The following is a 20,249-nucleotide window of genomic DNA, read 5'->3' as shown; positions in this document are numbered from 1 at the left end:
CCGAGGTCCGAGCCGGAAGGTCCAAGGCCCAAGTCGGAAGGTCCAAGATCCGAGGTCCGAGCCGGAAGGTCCAAGGCCCAAGTCGGAAGGTCCGAGGCCCGAGGTCCGAGCCGCGAGCCGCAAGGTCCTAGTCGGGAGATGCGAGGCCCGGGACGGGAGCGGCACGGCCCGGGGCGAAGGCGACGGTGACCACCAGGTCGGAGAGCCCGGCCCGGTCCACCGGGCCGGGCTCTCCCGCACGGCCCGAAGGGCTGATGATCAGGGTGCGCCACAGTCGGACGGTGCCGGTCGGCGCACTCAGGCCGTGCTGTCGCCACAGGGCGGCCATCGGCACGTCGGCGAGCTTGGCCACGCACTCGGTCCGGGTCCACCGGGCCCAGAAGTTCGCGGTGCCGAAGCGGTGTGCCAGCATCGGCGGCACCTGGGCACCGGCGTACTCGGCGTCGATCGCGACTCGCCAGCCCGGGATCGACGGCGCGTACCACCCGACGCAGCGTCCGTCGGCCAGGTGGCTGCGGGTGACGGCGTCGCCCGACTCGGTGGCCGACGCGACGCGCAGGTGTCGCGGCGCGGCGGCGAGGAGCGCGGCCACCGACGGCCCTGGCGTGCCGACGGCGAGGCGGGAGGACACGGTGCCCGGGTCAGATCGAGGCCGCACCGTCGACCACGATGACCTGGCCGTTGATGTTGGTCTGGTCGCGGAGCAGCATCCGCACCACCGGCACCACCTCGTGCGGCTCGGTCAGGTGGCCGGTCGGGGTGCGGCGCACGATCTGGTCCAGTTGGGTCGGCCCGAGCACCGCCGACATCTCCGAGGCGAAGAAGCCCGGCGCGACGGCGTTGACCAGGACCCGGCCGCCCAGTTCCCGGGCCAGCGAGCGGGTGGCGGCGTCCATCCCACCCTTGGTGGCGGAGTACGCGACAAGCCCGGGGAAGCCGCGCTGCGCGCAGATCGAGGTGACGTTGACGATCCGCCCGCGCCGTCCCTGCGCCAGCATCCGCCGCACGGTGAGCCGGGTGAGCTGCAACGGCGCGGTCAGGTTGGTCTCGATGATCCGGGCGATGTCGGCGTCGGCGGTGTGTACGTGCAGCGAGTCCTGCCCGACCGCCGCGTTGTTCACCACGCCGTCGACCGGACCGAGCCGGTCCTCCACCGCCCGCACGAACGCCTGCGTGGCGGCCCGGTCGGTGACGTCGACCGAGTCGACGTGCACCCGGTCCGGATCGGTCTCGGCGAGCTTCGCCAACTCCGGGGTGACGGTACGCGCGAAGGCGGCCACCTTCAGCCCCGCGTCGAGCAGGTCGGTGACGATGGCGAGACCCAGGCCCCGGGAGCCGCCGGAGACGAGCACCACGGTGGACGGTGGGACGGGAACGGCGGATTCAGACATCGCTCTTCAGCGTCTCCTTGACGGGGATCTCGGCGCGCAGCCGGATCCGGCGGGGCACGGCGTACTCGGGCAGCCGGTCGGTGCACCAGCGCACCAACGCCGCCTCGTCGAGGTCCGGTCCGGTCGCGCCGGACACCGGTGGGGCGGGCACCACCTCGGCGACGACCATGTGGCCGAGCAGCGGGGCGCGGCGGCCGGTGACCCGGGCCCAGGCCACCCGGGGGTGCGCGGTGAGCACGTCGCGGACCAGGCCGGCGGAGACCTTGCTGCCGCCCACGTTGATCTCGTCGGTGTCGAGCCGCCCGCTGATCAGCACCCGGCCGTCGACGACCTGCGCCCGGTCCCCGGTGCGGACCGGCCCGGTCAGACCGACCCCGTGGTACGGCGAGGTGACCACGAGTTCGGAGTCCCGCAGCCCGATCGTGGGGCGTCCGGGGACGGTACGGTCCAGCCACTCGACCGGGAACCCGGCCCGTCCGTCGTGCACCACGATCGCCGCGCCGACCTCGGAGGAGGCGTAGATCCAGGAGATCCGGGCGGCCGGGAAGACCTCCCGCAGCCGGTCCAGGACCGCCTGGTCGACCGGCTCCCCGCCGAGGGTGAGCTGCCGCAACGGCACCCGCGCCAACGCCTCCGGATCGCGGTGCAGCGCCCGACGCCAGAAGGTGGGCGTACCGGAGGCGGCGTCGACACCGTGTGCGGCGGCCAGCGCCGGCCAGTCGTCGAGCTGATCCGGCTCCACCACCACGAGGTGCTGGCCCGGCTGGGTCAACGCCAGCGTCACCACCTGCCACCAGGCGTACGTGCCGGGGGCGTACGGGCAGAGCCAGGTGCGGCCCGGTTGCGCGCCCCGGACGGTGGTCAGCGACTCCAGCGTGTGCCCGACGCGCTTCGGACGTCCGGTCGTGCCGGAGGTCAACAACCAGAGTCGACCGGGCTCGGCCGGTCGGGGCCGGGTCGGAGCGAGGACGACGGTCGGGTCGGCGGCGGTCAGGGTGAAGCCGGCGGCCCGCAGCTCGTCCCGCAGCCCGGCGTCGACCCGGGCGGCGCCGGCGAGCAGCAGCTCGGTGCCGTACACGGCGTGGTGCCGGGCGGCGGCGAGCGCGTCGCGGGCGGAGTACGCGAGCACCGCCACCGGGTCCGGCAGGGCCGGCTCGGGCAGGTCCCGCCAGGTCAGCGCGCTGCCGCCGACCACGACGCGGTTGTCCACACCGGCCGGGTACGCCCCGAGGGGCGGGGCGATCCGCACGCTCACTGCCGCTGGAGGTCGGCGAGGAAGTCGAGGACGTCGCCGACGGTGGCGATGCGCCGCAACCCGGGGGCGTCGAAGTTCAACTCCTCACCCGTGACGTCCTCGACCCGCAGGGCCAGCTCGGAGAAGTCCAGTGACCGGAAACCGATCTCCCGCAGATCCGCCGCGTCGTCGTCCGGCAGCGCCTTGCCCTGGTTGGCCAGCACCTGCCCCATGAGGTCGCGAATCTGCGCGCGGCTCAATTCCGTCATGCCGCGGAGTGTACAGCCACAGGAATCGTGATTAGGGTGCCCGAAGACCCTGGAAATACGAACAGAAAGTGAGCGGTACGTGCTGCGAGACGCCACCGGGGACGACGTTAACCTGATGTTGTCCTGGCGTAATCAGGACGTCAATCGACAGGTCAGCAAGACCAGTCACCTGATCGGTCCGGAGGAGCACCGACGGTGGTGGGAGGCGGTCCGCACCGATCCCACCCGCCGGGTGCTGACCTACCTGCACGACGGGGTGCCCTGCGGCGCGGTCACCTTCTTCGACCTGCGGTTCGACGGTCCGCGTACCGGGTCGTGGGGGTTCTATCTGGACGCCGAGGGGCTGGCCGCACGGGGTGAGACGCTGCCCGTCTGGCTGGCCGTGATGCGGGCGGCGGTCGGGTACGCCTTCGACGTGCTGACGCTGGACCGCCTCGACGGCGAGGTGCTCGCCGACAACACCGTGGTACGTCAGATGAACCGTCGTTTCCGGTTCGTCGAGGGCGTCGGTCGTACCGAGGTCCACGACGGCCGGGAAATCACCGTCGTCCCCATTTCGCTGGCGCGCGACAATCGTCGTCAGAACTGACGGGGCGAGCCGTCCACGTCGCGTTCACGAAACGTTCGGAAATTGTTTCCGGCACTGCCGGAATCGTGCCCGACGGTGCCGGTCATTCACGGCCCCAGCGGCCCGGGTTAACCGCAGGGCGTGGGCGCGTTAACCCACCGCCCCTAGCGTTCCCACCCGGCCGGCTGTGGCGTCGCCGGCTCACCGACGACCACGGGAGCACCACATTGAGCGAGCTGAACGGATCGTCCATCCTCGTCACCGGGGGCACGGGTTCCTTCGGCCGGACCTTCCTCCGGCACCTCCTGCACGAGGTCGACCCGGCCCGGGTGGTGGTCTTCTCCCGTGACGAGCTGAAGCAGTACGAGCTGCGCCAGCAACTCGGCGACGACCCGCGACTGCGCTGGTTCATCGGCGACATCCGGGACCGGCACCGGCTGACCCGGGCCATGCACGGGGTGGACCACGTGGTGCACGCCGCCGCGCTCAAGCAGGTCGACACCGCCGAGTACAACCCCTCGGAGTTCATCGCCACCAACATCACCGGGTCGCAGCACGTCGTCGACGCGGCGATCGAGGCCGGCGTACGCAAGGTCATCGCGCTCTCCACCGACAAGGCCTCCAGCCCGATCAACCTGTACGGCGCGACCAAGCTGGTCGGCGACAAGCTGTTCGTCTCCGCCAACCACTACGCGGCCCAGCACCCCACCCGCTTCTCGGTGGTGCGCTACGGCAACGTGGTCGGCAGCCGGGGCTCGGTGGTGCCGCTGTTCCGCCGCCTCGCCGCCGAGGGCCGCAGCCTGCCGATCACCGACAAGCGGATGACCCGGTTCTGGATCACGCTGGACCAGGCGGTGCAGTTCGTCCTGGACTCGTTCGACCAGATGCAGGGCGGCGAGTTGTTCGTGCCGCGCATCCCCAGCATGCGCATCCTCGACCTGGTCGAGGCGGTCGCCCCGGACGCCACCACGCACGAGATCGGCATCCGCCCGGGCGAGAAGCTGCACGAGGAGATGATCGCGCCGGACGACAGCCGCCGGACGCTGATCGCCAAGGACCGGTTCATCGTGCAGCCGACCATCGCCACCTGGGGCTACCAGCCGCCGGTCGACTGCGAGCCGGTGTCGGACGGCTTCGCGTACCAGTCGGACACCAACGACGAGTGGCTCACCGTCCCGCAGTTGCGCGCCATGCTCGGCCTCACCGCCCTCGCCGCATGAGCATGCTGCCGTACGGGCGGCAGTCGGTGACCGAGGAGGACGTGGCCGCCGTGGTCGCCGCGCTGCGCAGCGACTGGCTCACCACCGGTCCCGAGGTCGCCGCGTTCGAGGCGGAGCTGTCCCGGTGGGCCGGTGGCGCCGGGGTGGCGACGGTCTCCAACGGCACGGCGGCGCTGCACGTGGCGTACGCGGCGGCCGGTGTCGGTCCCGGTGACGAGGTGATCGTGCCACCGACGACGTTCGTGGCGACCGCGAGCAGCGCGCTGGCGCTGGGCGCGCGGATCGTCTTCGCCGACGTCGAGGAGGAGACGTACACGCTGGACCCGGCCGCGGTGGCCGCCGCCGTCACCGAGCGGACCAAGGTCGTCGCCGCCGTGGACTACGCCGGACACCCGGCCGACTACGACGCGCTGCGCGCCGCGATCGACGGTACGGGCGCCACGCTGCTCGCCGACGCGGCGCACTCGATCGGGGCCACCTACCAGGGTCGGCCGGTCGGCACGCTCGCCGACCTGACCACGTTCTCGTTCTTCCCCACCAAGAACATGACCACCGCCGAGGGCGGCGCGGTCGTCACCGGCGACCCGGAGCTGCTCACCCGGGCCCGCCGGTTCCGCAACATCGGGCTGGTCCGGGAGCGCGACGAGCAGCGGTGGCCGGACGAGGGCGGCTGGCACCAGGAGGTCCACTCGTACGGGCTGAACTATCGGCTGCCCGACGTGCTCTGCGCGCTCGGCCGCAGCCAACTGCGCCGCCTCGACGCGTTCCTGGCCCGCCGGGCCGAGTTGGTGGCCCGCTACGACGAGGCCCTGGCCGACCTGCCCGGCGTGCTGACCCCGGGTCGGCGGGACTGGGCCGCACCGGCCTGGCACCTGTACCCGATCCGGGTGCTCGACGGCCGCCGTCGACAGGTGTACGACCGGATGCGCGCCGCCGGCATCGGCGTGCAGGTCAACTACATCCCGGTGCACTGGCACCCGCTCTTCGCCGACCTCGGCCACCGGCGCGGCGCCCACCCGGTCGCGGAGGCGTTCTACGCCCAGCAACTGTCGCTGCCGCTCTATCCCGGCCTGCGCGACGTCGACCAGGACCGGGTCGTGGAGGCGCTCGCCACGGCACTGCGCGGCACGCGGGTCCGGTCGGCCGCCTGAGAGGACCCGATGCACCACGCGAACCACTTCTACGGGCACGCGCACGTGCTGGCCCGCTACGCCGGGCTGGGCGACGGGCATCCACCCCGGATCGACGGGTACGTCCAGCACGGCTGGAACATCGGCGACGGGCTGGCGCCCGGCCACCCGTACGCGGACCGCGCCCCCAGCCTGCTCTGGTCGGAGCAGACCCGACGGCGGGCCTGGTCGGTGGGCCGGCGCAACGTCACCGTGATCGGGGCGCCCTTCGCGTACCTGCTGGCGATGCGGGCCGCCGAGCCCGCGCCCGAGCGGGAGGGCACCATCTGGTATCCGTTCCACGGGTGGGAGGGGCAGCACGTCAAGGGTGACCACCGGGAGCTGATCGCCCGGATCCGGGACACCGAGCCCGGCCCGGTCACCGTCTGCCTCTACTGGCACGAGCACCGGATGCGTCGGGTCCGCCGGCTCTACGAGAACGCCGGGTTCCGGGTCGTCTGCCACGGCTACCGGGGGCACTGGTGGAAAGACACCGACCCGCTGTTCCTGGACCGGCAGCTCGACGAACTGCGCCGCCACCGGCGGGTCGCGTCGAACCGGCTGACCAGCGCCATCTTCTACGGCATCGCGGCCGGATGCGAACCGGCCGTGTACGGCGACCCGATGACGCTGGCCGACGAGGACCCGACCTTCGGCGGCACCGCCCGGATCCGCCGCCAGTGGCCGGAGCTGCACGGCGAACGGGTGCACCTGGCCACCGCCGTGGAGATCACCCGCGCCGAACTGGGCACCGACCACCGCTACCCGCCCACCGCCCTCCGCGAACTGCTGGGCTGGGCGAACCCGGACGAGGAGACGACGTGACGACCGAGACGGCCGTGACGCTGCCCGGCGGCGAGATGCCGGCCTGGTCCGACGAGGCGGCCGACGCCGGCCCGCTCGCCACGCTGGTGGCCCGGCTGGTGCCCGACGGCGCCCGGGTGCTGCTGGCCGGGCCGCACGACCCGGCGGTACGGACGGCGTTGACGCACACCCGGATCACCGCGCTGCTGCGCGGCTACCCCGACGCGGCGGCGCTCGCCGGCCAGGTCGACCGGGTGGTGGTGGCCGGTGTGGCGGGGCTGCCCGCCGACGAGGAGTACGACCTGGTGCTCGCCGCCGCCGGGCTGGACGCGATCGAGTCGGTCGAGGGCCCCCGGCTCGGGTGGGACGCCCGGCTGCGACGGCTGGCGGCGGCCGTACGCCCCGGCGGGACGCTATTGCTGCGGCTGGACAACCCGCTCGGCGTACACCGGTTGGTGGCCGACTCCCCCTGGTACGCCGACCGCGCCGACGCGGCGTGGAGCATCGGCGGGGCGCTCGACGCGGACCGTCCGGCCAGTCTGGACCAGCTCCACGTCCGGCTGACCGACGCCGGGCTGCGGGCGGGCGGCTGCTACGCCGGATATCCCCGGCCGGACCTGACCACCGCGTTGCTGGCGACCGACCGGCTCACCCGGCACACCGACTCGGGGCTGTTCGACGCGCTGGTGCAGCGCAGCTGCGCCGAGGGATTCGACGGCCGGTTCGTGCTGGCCGACCCGGCCCGGCTGGCCGTGGACGCGCTGCACGCCGGTAAGGCGACCGAGCTGGCCCCGTGCTGGCTGGTGCTCGCCCAGCGGGGCACCGACCCACCCGGCCCGGTCTTCGACCGGCTGCCGGTGGCGCTGGTCCGCTCCGGCGGCACCGACGGTCCGGTCCTGGAGGTGGTCGACGGTCCGCAGGGCTGGCGGTGGCGCGGCACGGCACCGACCGGACCGACCACGCCCGCCACCGCGCCGTACGCGAGCCGGCAGGCCGCCCACCGCGACCCGGCGGCACCGGACTGGCCGGTCCCGGACGGGCGGCTGCTGCGCACCCTGCTGCTCGACGGCTGCCTGCGCCGCGACACCGCCCTGCTGCGCCGCCTGCTGCGCGGGTACGCCGACTGGCTCTCCGGGCAGGCCGAGCAGGGTCGGCTCGGCGGGGCGGCGGCGCTGGCCGGGGCGGAGAACCTGGTCGTCGCCGGTGACCGCTTCGCGGTGCTCGATCCGAGCTGGCGGGCCGGTGACCCGTTGCCGGTCGACGTGGTGCTCGCCCGGACGCTGTGGCGCTTCGCCACCGACCTGGTCACCGGCGGGTACGCCCACCCGTGGACGTCTACGTTGGACGTGGCGGGGCTGACCGTGGTGCTCGGTGGGGTGGCCGGGCGGGACTTCGACCGCGCGGTGGTGGACGCGGCGGTGGAGACCGAGGCCGCCGTCGGCGCCGCGCAACGGGGGCTGGACGCCGCCGGACGCGCCGACCTCGACGCCCACCTGCGCGCCGTCACCCCGACCGACCCGCCGTCCGGCCCGCGCAGCTACCAACAGCTCCACGAGGCGTGGCGACGCCAACGCGAGGAGAACACCCGGATGGCGGCGCTGCTGACCTGGACCGAGGAACTGCTCACCGCACGGGAACGCGCGCTGCGCCGGGCCGAGGCGACGATCAACCTGCTCAGCGGCTCGCTCAGCTACAAGGTCGGTCGGCTCGCCGTCACCCCGGCCCGGCTGGCCCGCCGGGGCGCACGGGCCGCCAAGCGGCGGGCCCGCGCCGCACTGACGCCCAGACAGCCGGACCCGAAGCGGACGGAGCGGTCGTGACCGAACGGATCGTGGGTGTGGTGCAGGCCCGGATGGGCTCCTCACGGCTACCCGGCAAGGTGCTGCGCCCACTGGCCGGACGCAGCGTGCTGGGCCGGGTGGTACGCGCCGCGCGGGACAGCGGCGTCCTCGCCGACCTGGTGGTGGCCACCAGCACCGACCCCGGCGACGACGCGGTGGTCGCCGAGTGCCGGCGGCTCGGGGTGGCCTGGCACCGGGGACCGGTCGACGACGTGCTGACCCGTTTCGTCGGCGCGCTCGACGCCCACCCGGGCGAGGCGGTGATGCGGTTCACCGCCGACTGTCCGCTGCTGGACCCGGAGATCGTCACGCTGGTCGCCTCGGTGTACCGGGCGGTGCCCGGACTGGACTACGCCAGCACGTCGATCACCCGTACGCTGCCGCGCGGCCTGGACGTGGAGATCATCCGCGCCGAGGCGCTGCGGACCGTGGACAAGCTCGCCACCGGCCACGACCGGGTGCACGTGACCTCGTACGCGTACGCTCACCCGGAGCGCTTCCGGGTACTCGGGGTCACCCTCACGCCGGACCGGTCCCGGCTGCGACTCACCCTCGACACCGAGCCGGACTGGCAACTGGTCGACGCCGTGGCCGCACACTTCGGCGACGTCGCCGTGCCGCTGGCCACGCTCGCCGACTGGCTCGACGGGCGACCGGAGGTGCGGGCGCTCAACGCCGAGGTGCGGCAGAAGCGGTTGGAGGAATGCTGAGCACGGTACGGGTCGGTCTGCGCTGCGACGCGGACCCGCAACGCGGCGTCGGGCACCTGGTCCGCTGTCTCGCCCTCGGCGAGGAGTTGCTGTCCCGGGGCGCCACCGTCGAGGTGTTCGGCACGGTGACCGGCGTCGACTGGGCGGTCGGTCACCTCACCGCCCGGGGCATCCCGCTGTGCCCCGGCCCGGACACCCCGGACGGGCTGGTCCGCGCGGCCCGCCGGCACGACCTGGACGTGCTGGTGCTCGACTCGTACGACCTCGATCCGGCCGGTGCCGGCGCGCTGCGGGAGGCCGGGGTGCTGACCCTGGCCATCGTCGACGGCGACACCCGGGGGCAGGACGCCGACCTGTTCCTGGACCAGAACTTCGGCGCCGACCTGGTGACCTCCGGCCGGTTGCTGGCCGGCAGCGCGTACGCCCTGCTGCGCGACTCGGTGCTGGCCGCCCGGCCGGCGACGCCGCGCCCGGTGGCGCAGGTGGACCGGCCCTCGGTGCTGGCCTTCTTCGGCGGCACCGACGCGGCCGGAGCGGCACCGGTGCTGGCCGAACTACTGCTGGCGACCGGGCGGCCGATGACGCTCACCGTCGTCGTGGGGCGGCCCGAGGTCGCCGGGCGACTCACCGCGCTGACCACCGGACCGGGTCAGTCGCTGCGGCCGGTGCCGCCCACCGGCGCCCTGCCCGACCTGATCGCCGCCGCCGACCTGGTGGTCAGCGCGGCCGGCACCTCGACCTGGGAACTCTGCTGCCTGGGTGCGCCGTCGGCGCTGGTCTGCGTGGTGGACAACCAACGCGAGTCGTACCACCGGGTGGCCGCCGCCGGACTGGCCGCCGGACTCGGCGAGCTGCCGGACCTCATCGCCGACGACACCGCCCGGGCCGCGGCCCTCCGGCTCCTGGACGAGCTGCTCGAAAGCGGCGTACGCCGGGCCGCCCTCTCCACCCGGGCGCACGCGGCGGTGGACGGACGCGGGCGGGGCCGGGTGGTCGACGCGATGCTCGACGCCCTCGACCACCAATGGATCGCACAGGTGTACTAACGCCCTGCTAGGGTGGCCTCATGTCGCAGGCCGCGTACCAACCGTCGATGCTCGACGTCACCGACGCGCCCCCGACACTCGGGCCGCTGGCCGGGCAGATACGCCGGCACCCGCTGAGCCACGGCGCCTGGGTCGACCACCTGCCCGGCTGGGTGCACGGCTCCGACCAGGTCCTCGACGTGCTCCGGCGGGACGTGCCGTGGCGGGCCGAACGCCGCACCATGTACGACACCGAGGTCGACGTGCCCCGCCTGCTCTGCTGGTACGCCGCTGGCCGGGCACTGCCGCACCCGGTGCTGACCACCGCCCGGGAGACGCTGACCCGGCACTACGCCGACGAGCTGGGCGAGCCCTTCGTCACCGCCGGCATGTGCCTCTACCGCGACGGCCGCGACAGCGTGGCCTGGCACGGCGATACCCTGGGCCGCTCCGCGCACACCGACACCCTGGTCGCCATCGTCTCGTTCGGCTCGCCCCGCCACCTCCTGCTGCGCCCGCGCGGCGGCGGCACCACCCTGCGCTTCCCGCTCGGGCACGGTGACCTGGTGGTGATGGGCGGCTCCTGCCAACGCACCTGGGAACACGCCGTGCCGAAGACCGCCCGCCCGGTCGGTCCCCGGGTCAGCGTCCAGTTCCGCCCGGCCGGCGTCGCCTGAGCGACACCCGGCCGGGCCGGAGCCAGGTCAGTCGCGGTCGATCTGGTGACCGACCACCGTCGGGCCGAGCATCACGGCGAAACCGGAGCCGTCCCGGCGCGGATCGGCCGCCGGCAACTCGACCGGCTCACCGTTCGCGGTGGAGCCCACCGGACGCGGCCCGATCCAGGCGACGACCACGTCGGTCTCCCCCTTGAGGAACCGCTGCGCCCGCACCCCGCCGGTCGCCCGCCCCTTCACCGGGTACGCCGCGAACGGCGTCACCTTCACCGTCCCCCCGGTGGAGGTGACCACCATCGGCTCGCCGTGCTCCGGATCGTCGGTGCGCACCGCACCGAAGTACACCACCTGCGCGTCACCCGGCAGCGCGATCCCCGCCATGCCGCCACCCTTGAGCCCCTGCGGACGCACCGTGCCCGCCGGGAAGCGCAACAACGACGCCGCGCTGGTCAGGAACGCCAACGTCTCGGCACCGCCGGTCAGCCAGGTCGCCCCGACCACCTCGTCACCCGCACGCAGCCCGATCACCTCGAACTCGTCGGAACGCACCGGCCAGTCGGGGGCACAGACCTTGACCACGCCCTGCCGGGTGCCCAACGCCAGACCGGGCGAGCCCTCGGCGGTCGCACCGAGCGGCGCCAGCCCCACCACCGTCTCCCCCGGCTCCAGCGGCACCAGCTCGGCCGCGGACATCCCGCCGCGCAACGACACCGTGCCCGCCTGCTCCGGCAGCACCGGCAGCGGCAGCACGTCGACCTTGAACGCCCGCCCTGCACTGGTCACCAGCAGCACCCGGCCCCGGGCGGTGGAGTGCACCACCGCGCGTACCGCGTCGTGCTTGACCCGGCCGTGCCGACGCCGCCCCTCGGCGGCCTCCTCCGACTCGGCGGCGGTCCGCGCCACCAACCCGGTGGCGGAGAGGATCACCTGACACGGGTCGTCGGCCACCTCCAGCGGCCCGGCCGGCACGGACGCCGCCAGCACCTCCTTGAGGTCACCGTCGACGAGCGTCGTCCGACGCGGCGCGGCGAACTGCTTCACCACCGCCGCCAGCTCGTCGGAGACGACCTTCTTGAGCACGTTCTCGTCGTCCAGGATGGTGGACAGCTCGGCGATCTCCCCGCGCAGCTTCTCCTGCTCGGCCTCCAGCTCCAACCGGTCGAATTTGGTCAACCGGCGCAGCGGAGTGTCCAGGATGTAGGTCGCCTGGATCTCGGAGAGTGTGAACTGCCGCATCAGGCCGCTCTTGGCCGCCGGGGCGTCCTCGCTGGCCCGGATCAGCTTGACCACCTTGTCGATGTCGAGCAGCGCGATCAGCAGGCCGTCGACCAGGTGCAGCCGCTCCTCCCGCTTGCGCTTGCGGTAGGCGCTGCGCCGGGTCACCACCTCGTAGCGGTGCGCCAGGAACACCTCCAGCAGCTCCTTGAGCCCCAGGGTGCGCGGCTGGCCGTCGACCAGCACCAGGTTGTTCACGCCGAAGGACTGCTCCAGCGGGGTGAGACGGTAGAGGTCGGCGAGCAGCGCCTGCGGGTTGACCCCGACCTTGCACTCCACCACCAGGCGGGTGCCGTTCTCCCGGTCGGTCAGGTCCTTGACGTCGGCGATCCCGGTGAGCCGCTTGGTCTTGTTCACCTCGTTGGTGATCGCCGCGATGACCTTCTCCGCGCCCACCCCGTACGGCAGCTCGACCACGGTGATCGCCTGCCGTCCCCGGCTGCCCTCCAGCGGGCCGATCTCCACCTTGCCGCGCATCCGCACCACGCCGCGCCCGGTCTCGTACGCCCGGCGCACCTCGTCGAGGCCGAGCAACAGACCACCGGTGGGCAGGTCGGGACCGGGCACGAACTCCATCAGCTTGTCGAGGGTGGCGTTCGGGTGCCGGATCAGCCACCGGGCCGCCGAGACGACCTCGCCGAGGTTGTGCGGGATCATGTTCGTCGCCATCCCGACCGCGATCCCGGAGGCACCGTTGACCAGCAGGTTGGGGAAGGCGGCCGGCAGCACGGTGGGCTGGGTCAGCGAGCCGTCGTAGTTGGGCTCGACGTCGACGGTCTCCTCACCCAACTCGCCGACGAGCAGCATCGCCTCCCGCGACATCCGAGCCTCGGTATAACGCGACGCTGCCGGTCCGTCGTCTGGGGACCCGAAATTTCCATGCCCGTCGATGAGTGGGGTGTTCAGCGAGAAGTCCTGCGCCAACCGCACCATCGCGTCGTAGATGGCACCGTCGCCGTGCGGATGGTATTTACCCATCGTGTCGCCGACGATGCGGGCCGACTTCACGTGTGCCCGGTCCGGTCGGTAGCCCTGCTCGTACATGGACCAGAGGATGCGCCGGTGCACCGGCTTGAGGCCGTCCCGCGCGTCCGGCAGGGCGCGCGAGTGGATGACCGAGAAGGCGTACTCCAGGTAGGAGTCGGAGACCTCGGTGACCAGCGGGTTGTCGACGATCCGCGCGCCGGCCCGGTCGAACGCGGAGTGGTCGACCTTGGTGTCCTTGCGGCGTGCCATGGCTCAGCTTTCCTTCCAGAACCCGGTGGTCAGGCGTCGATGGCGTCGCGGTCGACGCGGTCGGCGGAGTCGATCAACCAGTTGCGGCGCGGCTCGACCTTCTCCCCCATCAGCAGGTCGAGGATCCGCTCGGCGGCGTCGACGTCGTCGATGGTGATCCGGCGTACCGATCGGGTGGCCGGGTTCATCGTGGTCTCCCACAACTCGTCGGCGTCCATCTCACCGAGACCCTTGAAGCGCGGCACCGGGGTGACGATCTGCTTGCCGGCCGAGGCGAGCTTGCGGACCGTCGCCTCCATCTCCGCCTGGGTGTAGGTGTAGATGGTCTCGGGGTTGCGCCCCTTGGTGGTGATCTTGTGCAGGGGCGGCATCGCGGCGTAGAGCCGGCCCGACTCGATCAGCGGTCGCATGTAGCGGGCGAAGAGGGTGATCAGCAGCGTCCGGATGTGCGCGCCGTCGACGTCCGCGTCGGCCATGATGAGCACCCGGCCGTAGCGCAGCGAGGACAGGTCGAAGGTACGCCCCGACCCCGCGCCGAGGACCTGCACGATCGCCGCGCACTCGGCGTTGTCCAGCACCTGCTGGAGGTTGGCCTTCTGCACGTTCAGGATCTTGCCCCGGATCGGCAGAAGCGCCTGATACTCCGCAGAACGGGCAAGTCGCCCGGTACCCAATGCGCTGTCGCCTTCTACAATGAACAGCTCACTTCTGTCAATACCTGCGGCGCGGCAGTCGACCAGTTTGGGCGGCATGGACGCGCCCTCCAGGGCGGTCTTGCGCCGGGCGGCGTCCTTCTGCTGCTTCTGGGTCAGCCGCACCCGGGCCGCGTCGACGATCTTCTGCAGGACCGTCCGGGCCTCGGTCTTGGTCTTACGGTCGTCCAGCCAGGACTTGACCTGCTGCTCGATCAGGCCCTGCACCACCTTGACCACACCGGCGGTGGAGAGCTCGTCCTTGGTCTGCGAGGTGAACTGCGGCTCGGGCACCCGCACGTGCACCACCGCGGTCATGCCCTCCAGGACGTCGTCCAGCGTGGGCGCGTCCTCCTTGGCCTTGAGCAGGCCCCGGGTGTTGCGGACGGCGTCGGCGAGCGTACGCGCCAGCGCCCGCTCGAAGCCCTTACGGTGCGTCCCGCCGTGCGCGTTGCGGATGGTGTTGGTGAAGCACTCGACGGTGCGCTCGTATCCGGTGCCCCAGCGGAAGGCCACCTCGATCTCGGCGCGCCGCTGCACGTTGGACTGCATCACGCCGTTGGCGTCGGCGGCGTTCTCCCGATAGGTCCCCTCGCCGGTGACCAGCAGGGTGCCGGAGACCGGCCGGTCACCGGCCGGGGCGAGGAACTCCACCATGTCGGTGAGCCCGTTCGGGTAGTGGAACCGCTCCTCGGTCGACTGCTCGCCGGTGTGGTCGCGCAGGGTGTAGCTGACTCCGGGGACCAGGAACGCGGTGTGGCGCAGCTTGGCCCGGACCGCGTCGTGGTCGAGGGCGGCGCCGGTCTCGAAGTAGCGGGGGTCGTACCAGTAGCGGATCGAGGTGCCGGTGCGCTGGCCGCGCTTGACCGCGCCGGCGACCTGGAGCCCCGGGCCGGGGGTGAAGGAGGCGTCCGGGCCGTCGCCGTCGAAGATGCCCGGCACGCCGTGCCGGAACGACATGGTGTGCACCTTGCCGCCTCGGCGGACGGTGACGTCGAAGCGGCGGGACAGCGCGTTGACCGCCGAGGCGCCGACGCCGTGCAGGCCGCCGGAGGTCTTGTAGCCGGAGCCGCCGAACTTGCCGCCGGCGTGCAGCCGGGTGAGGACCAGTTCGACGCCGGAGATGCCGGAGCGGGCGTGCACGTCGGTGGGGATGCCGCGCCCGTCGTCGTCGACCTGCACCGAGCCGTCGGCGTGCAGGATCACCTCGATCTTCGTGGCGTGACCGGCCACGCCCTCGTCGGTGGAGTTGTCGAGGATCTCGTTGACGAGGTGGCCCACGCCACGGCTGTCGGTGGAACCGATGTACATGCCGGGACGCTTGCGGACGGCGTCCAGCCCCTCGAGGTGGGTGAGGTCGTCGGCCCCGTACAGGGTCTCAGGCTCTGCGGTCAACTGGTCGTACTCCCCGGTCTCGGCGATGTGCTGCACCGCACCGTCGGCGGTCGGCCCGGCGCGGGCACGCCGCAGCGAGCGTAGCCGCACGCCCCGACAAGCCGAGCGGACACCCATGCGGCACGCCGCGTGGCGGCGCTGCTGGTGGACCTTGCCGCGGTCAACGTCCGGGTCTCCACGGTTATGCCCGGCCGTCGGCGTCAGGTGGTGCGGGGGTACGCCTCCGGCGTCCCTGGCGTCTCGGTGCCACTCATGTTTCCCATGGTTGACGTGCGTCACACCCACGTGATGTCATCACCGTTCTAGAGGATCTTTCATATTTCCATGAACGGATGGGGAAGCCATGTCCGGGTTGCGTCGTACCGCCGCGTTGGCCCTGGCCATCGCCACAGCGGCCGTCACCACCTCCGTCGCCGCGTCCGCACCCGCCGCGGCGGCTCCACCCACCGCGGCGGTCGCCCTCGGCGACAGCTTCATCAGCGGCGAAGGCGCCGGGGCCTACCAGCCGGTGGTCGACTCGACCGGCGTCGCGCGGGGCTTCCCGGGGTGGACAGCTCCGAACAGTGACGCCTTCTTCTGCCACCGGTCCGGCAACGCCTCGCTGCACCAGGCGTCGCTGCCCGGCATCCAGGCCCGGTTCAACCTGGCCTGCTCCGGCGGCCAGCCGCACGACATCGCCGCCGCCTCGTCGGCCCGCGCCAACGGGCGTCAGGTCGCCGCGCAGCTCGACCAGCTCCGGACGGTCGCCCAGACCCACGACATCGACCTGGTGCTGATCGGCCTCGGCTCCAACAACAGCTCCTTCACCTTCGGCGGGGTCGCCGAGAAGTGCGCCAACCGGTTCATCGCGGATGCGTGGACGGGCTGGTGGGAGTTCTGGGCGTACCTGAACGGGCCGGTGGAGCAAAAGCCGTGCACCGACGCCGACCTGGCGACCCCGGCGCAGATCAGCGCCGCCACGGCGGAGACCACGGCGGCCGTGCGGCAGATCCTGACCACGTTGCGCGAGGTGGACGCCGACGGCCAGCACCGGGTGGTGTTGCAGGACTACACCAACCCGCTGCCGCTGGAGTTGGAGGCCGGATACCACTCCGAGGACAGCCGGGACGACACCCGGGACAAGTTCCGTGCCCTGGGTGCCGAGCGGTACGCGGCCGGCTGCCCGATCCACCGCGCCAGCCTGGCTCCCGGGCACCGGTTCTCGCAGGGCCTCGGCACCATCGTCAGCTCCACCCGGAGCACGCTGGCCGCCGAGTTCCCCGGCGCGGACCTGGTCTATCTCAACGTGCAGCGGGCCTTCGACGGCGCCCGGCTCTGCGAGCGGACCAACAGCCCGACCGGCACTCTGGCCACTCCGATCCGGTTGCAGGACAACCCGCCCAACGGCACCTTCGTCACCAGCCTCTCCGGCAAGGACAAGATCGCCATCCAGCGGATCGCCAACACCTGCGTGACCTACTTCCAGACCTGCCAGGAGTCGTGGCACCCGAACGCCGCCGGACACCAGGTGCTCGGCCAGTGCCTGACCGGCGCGGCCGCCACCGCCGTCCGCTCGGTGGCCTGCGTACGCGCCTCGAACGGCACGATCAGCGTCTCCTGAGTCACCACCAGGGGCCGTCCCGACGCGACCACCCGCGCGTCGGGGCGGCCCCACCCCGTTGGCTACTCGCCGGTAGCCTGGCGTGGTGAGCGCGACGGTGGAATACCTCCAGGAGTACGTCCAGGTCGACGGGGCCCGCCTCGGCATCCAGGTCTATCCGGAGCCGGTGGGCGTGACCGGCGCCCCGGTGGTGCTGATCGCCCCGGCGATGGGCGTCCGGGCCCGGTACTACCGGCCGTTCGCCGCCGCGCTGCGCGACGCCGGGCTGGCCGTCGTCGTGGCCGACCTGCGCGGCACCGGCGAGAGCACGCCCCGACCGAGTCGCGCCTGCCGCTACGGCTACCCCGAGCTGGCCGCCGACATCGGCGCGGTGCGGGACGCGCTCAAGGAGCGGCTGGACGGGCGGCGCACACTGCTGCTCGGGCACTCCCTGGGTGGCCAGGCCGCCGTGCTGCACCTGGCCCTGCACGGCGAGCAGGAGGTGGACGGGCTGGCGCTGGTGGCCGTCGGCATCCCGTACTGGCGGGACTTCGCCGGGCCGCGTCGCTACGGCGTGCTGCCGTACACCCAGGGCATCGGCGTCACCGCCCGGCTGCTCGGCGTCTGGCCCGGCTGGGGGTTCGGCGGCCGGCAGGCCCGGGGCGTGATCCGCGACTGGGCGCACACCGCCCGCACCGGCCGGTTCCCGGACCTCGACGGGGTGGACACCGAGGCGGCGGTGGGCCGGATCCGCACGCCGGTGCTGGCGGTCAGCGTCGAGGGTGACCAGTACACCCCGCACCCGACCGTGGACCGCCTCTGCGCCAAGCTCGCCGCGGCGCCGGTGACCCGCGAGCGCTACCGGGTGCCGGACGCCCGCCTGGACCACTTCACCTGGGTACGCGCCGCCGGGCCACTGGCCACGCGGGTGGCCGACTTCGCCGCCACGCTGCCGCACCGCCGCTGACCTGCCGCACCGCCGCTGACCGTCGGTGGCCGGGCGAGGTCGATTCTGCGGCGATTAGCCGGTGCGGACCGGGGTAAGCCGCTGCGCCCGACACGGCGGAGGGGGACCTGATGTCTGACAGCCACACCGCACTGCGTTCGATGCACGACCTGGGCCTGGCGGCCTGGTTCGGCGGCTCCCTGATGGGAGCGTTCGGCGTCAACGGCGCCGCGGCCCGCATCGACGACTCGACCAAACGACTTCCGACGGCCTCGACCGGCTGGACCCGGTGGACGCCGGTCAACGCGGCCGCGATCGGGGCGCACCTGGCCGGCGCGGTCGGTGAGCTGGTCACCGAGAGCCCGCGGATGGCCGCCCAGCGGGGCGTCGGCCGGGCCAGCACGGTGAAGACCGCGCTGACCGTCGGCGCGCTCGCGGTGACCGGCTACAGCCGACTGCTCGGCATGCGTCTGGCCAAGGCCGGTACGCCGTCGGTGCAGGGCGTGACCGAGCCCAACGGGCAGACCCCGGCGCACGTGGCCGCCAGCCAGCGCCAGTTGAAGATGCTCCAGTGGGCCATCCCGGCACTGACCGGGGCGCTGATCGTGGTCACCGCGTACATGGGTGAGCAGCAGAAGCCCGGGCAGGTGCTGCGCGGGATCCTCGGCCGGGCCAACGGTCTGGCCCATTCGCCGGGCCGGATGGGCAAGGGTGCCGGCGGGTTGGCGACCATGCACGCGGTCCGGCGACACATGGCCATGAACGGCCGCTGACGGCCGACCGGCACGACGCGCACCGACCGCGACCGCCGGGCGTACCGACAGGCGAGGTGGCCATGAGCGACAGGGACAGGCAGGACCGGGGACCGGGGAGCGTCGCACCCTGGGGCACCACGGACGGCTTCGACGCCGATCCGCCGTGGGGTGCCGGCGAGCACTCGCCGATGGACGAGGGCAGCGAGGAGACCGCGGTGCCCGAGGGACGGCGGGGCGAACGGCGGGCGGCGGACGGGTCACGGCAGTGGCCCGACGGGCGGCACGGGTTCGGGTCGGTGGAGCCGACCCGTACGCCCGAGGCCGGACCGGGCGCACCACCGGACCCGGCGCCGCCGAGGCGGCCATTCCCGGACGACGTGGCCGGCGAGGATCTGCCGGACAACGCGCTGGAAGAGGCGACCGGCATGCACACCGAGGGGTCCTGGCACGGCTGAGTACCGCACCGCGTCCCGGTGCCCGCCGCCGACGCGGCGGGCACCGGAGCGTCCGGTCAGGACGGCACGGACCGGGCCGCCGGTACGCCGAGCAGCCCGGCCATCCGTTCCGCGTCGCGCTGGGCCTGGCCGGCACAGCAGTTGTTGAACAGCACGTGCAGTTCGTCGGCCTGGTCGGCGAGGTCGACCAGCACCTCGGACCAGCGGCGCAGTTCCTCGTCGCCGTAGGCGTAGCGGAAGCGTTCCTCCTTGTCGCCGCCGTCCCAGGCGGTGCTGTGCCCGTGGAACCGGATCATCGCCAGTCCGGCGGTGGCCAGCGGAATCGGCGGCACCGAGCTGGGATGGCCCTGCGGCATGTCGACGGCGCAGTGGGTCAGGTCGTGCTCGCGGAGGAAGGCCAGCGTCTCCAGCGCCGCCGTACCGTCGAACCAGGACCCGTGCCGGAGTTCGACGGCGACCCGCCAGGGCCGGCACCGGGACGCCAGCTCGGCGATCCGGCGGCGGGCCGCGTCGCCCCGGGTCAGCCACGGCGGGAACTGCAACAGCACGGCACCGAGCCGGTCGGCCGCCACGAGCGGTGTCAGCGCCGTCCGGAACCGGTGCCACAGCTCGTCGTACGCCTCGGTCGGCAGGTCGCGTCGACGGACCCGGGCCGGTCCGCCCGCCGGGCGCAGGTCGGCCGGGAGGGTGGCGACCGGGGTCGGGTGGCCGGTGAAGAGGCTGAACGCCTTGACGTCGAAGGTGAAGCCGTCGGGGGTGGCGTCGACCCAGCCGTGCACGGTCTCCGGCGTCGGGATGGCGTAGTACGACGTGTCCACCTCGACCAGTGCGAACCGCTCGGCGTAGTGACCCAGCCGGCCGGCCGGGGTGTTCACCTCGCGCGGGTACCACCCGGAGCGCACCAGCGTCCGGTCGGCCCAGGAGGACGTGCCCACCGTGATGACACTCATGTAGTTCAGTGCACCGCCGCCGGGGCGGATCGGCAACCGGTGGGCGGGACGGTCCGGT

Annotated in this window: 19 protein-coding genes; 12 read left to right on the top strand and 7 right to left on the bottom strand. The window is 73.0% G+C overall.

Features of this window, described 5'->3' with window-relative positions:
• Positions 1 to 127 precede the first annotated feature (127 nt).
• Genes ACWDVW_RS13575 through ACWDVW_RS13560 form a run of 4 tightly spaced genes read right to left on the bottom strand, consistent with a single transcriptional unit; the run spans position 128 to position 2,894 of the window.
• Entirely contained in the window at positions 128 to 658 is a 531-nt protein-coding gene (locus ACWDVW_RS13575; protein ID WP_449947888.1) for a hypothetical protein, read from the bottom strand.
• Complete coding sequence (locus ACWDVW_RS13570; RefSeq protein WP_449947885.1) at positions 642 to 1,391, bottom strand: SDR family NAD(P)-dependent oxidoreductase; 750 nt, start codon at positions 1,389 to 1,391, stop codon at positions 642 to 644. The genes ACWDVW_RS13575 and ACWDVW_RS13570 overlap by 17 nt, the downstream gene beginning before the upstream one ends.
• Positions 1,384 to 2,640 (bottom strand): AMP-binding protein, encoded by a 1,257-nt coding sequence (locus ACWDVW_RS13565; RefSeq protein WP_449947882.1) that lies wholly within the window; start codon positions 2,638 to 2,640, stop codon positions 1,384 to 1,386. The genes ACWDVW_RS13570 and ACWDVW_RS13565 overlap by 8 nt, the downstream gene beginning before the upstream one ends.
• Positions 2,641 to 2,642: 2 nt before the next feature.
• Positions 2,643 to 2,894: an acyl carrier protein gene (locus ACWDVW_RS13560; protein WP_396746286.1), complete on the bottom strand. Its 252-nt coding sequence runs from the start codon at positions 2,892 to 2,894 to the stop codon at positions 2,643 to 2,645.
• Positions 2,895 to 2,973: 79 nt separating this feature from the next.
• Between ACWDVW_RS13560 and ACWDVW_RS13555 the strand changes: the two genes are divergently transcribed.
• The 8 genes from ACWDVW_RS13555 (at position 2,974) to ACWDVW_RS13520 (ending at position 10,908) form a co-directional block, all read left to right on the top strand.
• Positions 2,974 to 3,483 (top strand): GNAT family N-acetyltransferase, encoded by a 510-nt coding sequence (locus ACWDVW_RS13555; RefSeq protein WP_449947879.1) that lies wholly within the window; start codon positions 2,974 to 2,976, stop codon positions 3,481 to 3,483.
• 206 nt (positions 3,484 to 3,689) lie between these two features.
• Positions 3,690 to 4,682 carry a UDP-N-acetylglucosamine 4,6-dehydratase (inverting) gene (gene pseB, locus ACWDVW_RS13550; protein ID WP_396746280.1) on the top strand — a complete coding sequence of 331 codons (993 nt, stop codon included), beginning with the start codon at positions 3,690 to 3,692 and terminating at the stop codon, positions 4,680 to 4,682.
• A 2-nt stretch (positions 4,683 to 4,684) separates the two neighbouring features.
• A complete protein-coding gene (locus ACWDVW_RS13545; RefSeq protein ID WP_449948079.1) occupies positions 4,685 to 5,833 on the top strand; it encodes a DegT/DnrJ/EryC1/StrS family aminotransferase in 1,149 nt (382 codons plus the stop codon).
• Between the two features lie 9 nt (positions 5,834 to 5,842).
• The gene (locus ACWDVW_RS13540; RefSeq protein ID WP_449947875.1) at positions 5,843 to 6,676 is read left to right on the top strand and encodes a hypothetical protein; all 834 of its coding nucleotides are present in this window, start codon (positions 5,843 to 5,845) and stop codon (positions 6,674 to 6,676) included.
• Positions 6,673 to 8,475: a class I SAM-dependent methyltransferase gene (locus ACWDVW_RS13535; protein WP_449947873.1), complete on the top strand. Its 1,803-nt coding sequence runs from the start codon at positions 6,673 to 6,675 to the stop codon at positions 8,473 to 8,475. Before ACWDVW_RS13540 ends, ACWDVW_RS13535 begins: the two co-directional genes overlap by 4 nt.
• A complete protein-coding gene (locus tag ACWDVW_RS13530) occupies positions 8,472 to 9,206 on the top strand; it encodes a cytidylyltransferase domain-containing protein (protein WP_449947870.1) in 735 nt (244 codons plus the stop codon). The genes ACWDVW_RS13535 and ACWDVW_RS13530 overlap by 4 nt, the downstream gene beginning before the upstream one ends.
• Positions 9,203 to 10,252 carry a PseG/SpsG family protein gene (locus ACWDVW_RS13525; protein ID WP_449948076.1) on the top strand — a complete coding sequence of 350 codons (1,050 nt, stop codon included), beginning with the start codon at positions 9,203 to 9,205 and terminating at the stop codon, positions 10,250 to 10,252. Before ACWDVW_RS13530 ends, ACWDVW_RS13525 begins: the two co-directional genes overlap by 4 nt.
• Before the next feature lie 20 nt (positions 10,253 to 10,272).
• Positions 10,273 to 10,908 carry an alpha-ketoglutarate-dependent dioxygenase AlkB gene (locus ACWDVW_RS13520; RefSeq protein ID WP_449947867.1) on the top strand — a complete coding sequence of 212 codons (636 nt, stop codon included), beginning with the start codon at positions 10,273 to 10,275 and terminating at the stop codon, positions 10,906 to 10,908.
• Positions 10,909 to 10,935: 27 nt separating this feature from the next.
• On the opposite strand, the gene ACWDVW_RS13515 is transcribed toward ACWDVW_RS13520, so the two are convergent.
• Entirely contained in the window at positions 10,936 to 13,419 is a 2,484-nt protein-coding gene (locus ACWDVW_RS13515; RefSeq protein WP_449947864.1) for a DNA gyrase/topoisomerase IV subunit A, read from the bottom strand.
• Between the two features lie 29 nt (positions 13,420 to 13,448).
• A complete protein-coding gene (locus ACWDVW_RS13510) occupies positions 13,449 to 15,506 on the bottom strand; it encodes a DNA gyrase/topoisomerase IV subunit B (protein ID WP_449948074.1) in 2,058 nt (685 codons plus the stop codon).
• A gap of 343 nt (positions 15,507 to 15,849) precedes the next feature.
• Here ACWDVW_RS13510 and ACWDVW_RS13505 point away from each other — a divergent pair, with 343 nt between their 5' ends.
• From ACWDVW_RS13505 to ACWDVW_RS13490, 4 genes are all read left to right on the top strand, one after another.
• Positions 15,850 to 17,106 carry a hypothetical protein gene (locus ACWDVW_RS13505; protein WP_449947861.1) on the top strand — a complete coding sequence of 419 codons (1,257 nt, stop codon included), beginning with the start codon at positions 15,850 to 15,852 and terminating at the stop codon, positions 17,104 to 17,106.
• A gap of 97 nt (positions 17,107 to 17,203) precedes the next feature.
• A complete protein-coding gene (locus ACWDVW_RS13500) occupies positions 17,204 to 18,052 on the top strand; it encodes an alpha/beta hydrolase family protein (protein ID WP_449948071.1) in 849 nt (282 codons plus the stop codon).
• A 110-nt stretch (positions 18,053 to 18,162) separates the two neighbouring features.
• Positions 18,163 to 18,804 carry a hypothetical protein gene (locus tag ACWDVW_RS13495; RefSeq protein ID WP_449947859.1) on the top strand — a complete coding sequence of 214 codons (642 nt, stop codon included), beginning with the start codon at positions 18,163 to 18,165 and terminating at the stop codon, positions 18,802 to 18,804.
• Positions 18,805 to 18,866: 62 nt separating this feature from the next.
• Positions 18,867 to 19,241: a hypothetical protein gene (locus ACWDVW_RS13490; protein WP_396746256.1), complete on the top strand. Its 375-nt coding sequence runs from the start codon at positions 18,867 to 18,869 to the stop codon at positions 19,239 to 19,241.
• A gap of 56 nt (positions 19,242 to 19,297) precedes the next feature.
• On the opposite strand, the gene ACWDVW_RS13485 is transcribed toward ACWDVW_RS13490, so the two are convergent.
• Positions 19,298 to 20,191 (bottom strand): DUF72 domain-containing protein, encoded by an 894-nt coding sequence (locus tag ACWDVW_RS13485; RefSeq protein WP_449947856.1) that lies wholly within the window; start codon positions 20,189 to 20,191, stop codon positions 19,298 to 19,300.
• Between the last annotated feature and the right edge of the window lie 58 nt (positions 20,192 to 20,249).

It is taken from the genome of Micromonospora sp. NPDC003241, assembly GCF_053589795.1.
Note: the sequence above shows the minus strand (reverse complement) of the source record. Positions and strands in the feature narration are given on the sequence as shown.

Bases quoted from the DNA above. Each gene is read 5' to 3' on its own strand.
- ACWDVW_RS13570 (WP_449947885.1), bottom strand. From the start codon at position 1,391: ATGTCTGAATCCGCCGTTCCCGTCCCACCGTCCACCGTGGTGCTCGTC.
- ACWDVW_RS13560 (WP_396746286.1), bottom strand. From the start codon at position 2,894: ATGACGGAATTGAGCCGCGCGCAGATTCGCGACCTCATGGGGCAGGTG.
- ACWDVW_RS13545 (WP_449948079.1), top strand. From the start codon at position 4,685: ATGCTGCCGTACGGGCGGCAGTCGGTGACCGAGGAGGACGTGGCCGCC.
- ACWDVW_RS13540 (WP_449947875.1), top strand. From the start codon at position 5,843: ATGCACCACGCGAACCACTTCTACGGGCACGCGCACGTGCTGGCCCGC.
- ACWDVW_RS13520 (WP_449947867.1), top strand. From the start codon at position 10,273: ATGTCGCAGGCCGCGTACCAACCGTCGATGCTCGACGTCACCGACGCG.
- ACWDVW_RS13515 (WP_449947864.1), bottom strand. From the start codon at position 13,419: ATGGCACGCCGCAAGGACACCAAGGTCGACCACTCCGCGTTCGACCGG.
- ACWDVW_RS13505 (WP_449947861.1), top strand. From the start codon at position 15,850: ATGTCCGGGTTGCGTCGTACCGCCGCGTTGGCCCTGGCCATCGCCACA.
- ACWDVW_RS13495 (WP_449947859.1), top strand. From the start codon at position 18,163: ATGTCTGACAGCCACACCGCACTGCGTTCGATGCACGACCTGGGCCTG.
- ACWDVW_RS13490 (WP_396746256.1), top strand. From the start codon at position 18,867: ATGAGCGACAGGGACAGGCAGGACCGGGGACCGGGGAGCGTCGCACCC.
- ACWDVW_RS13485 (WP_449947856.1), bottom strand. From the start codon at position 20,191: ATGAGTGTCATCACGGTGGGCACGTCCTCCTGGGCCGACCGGACGCTG.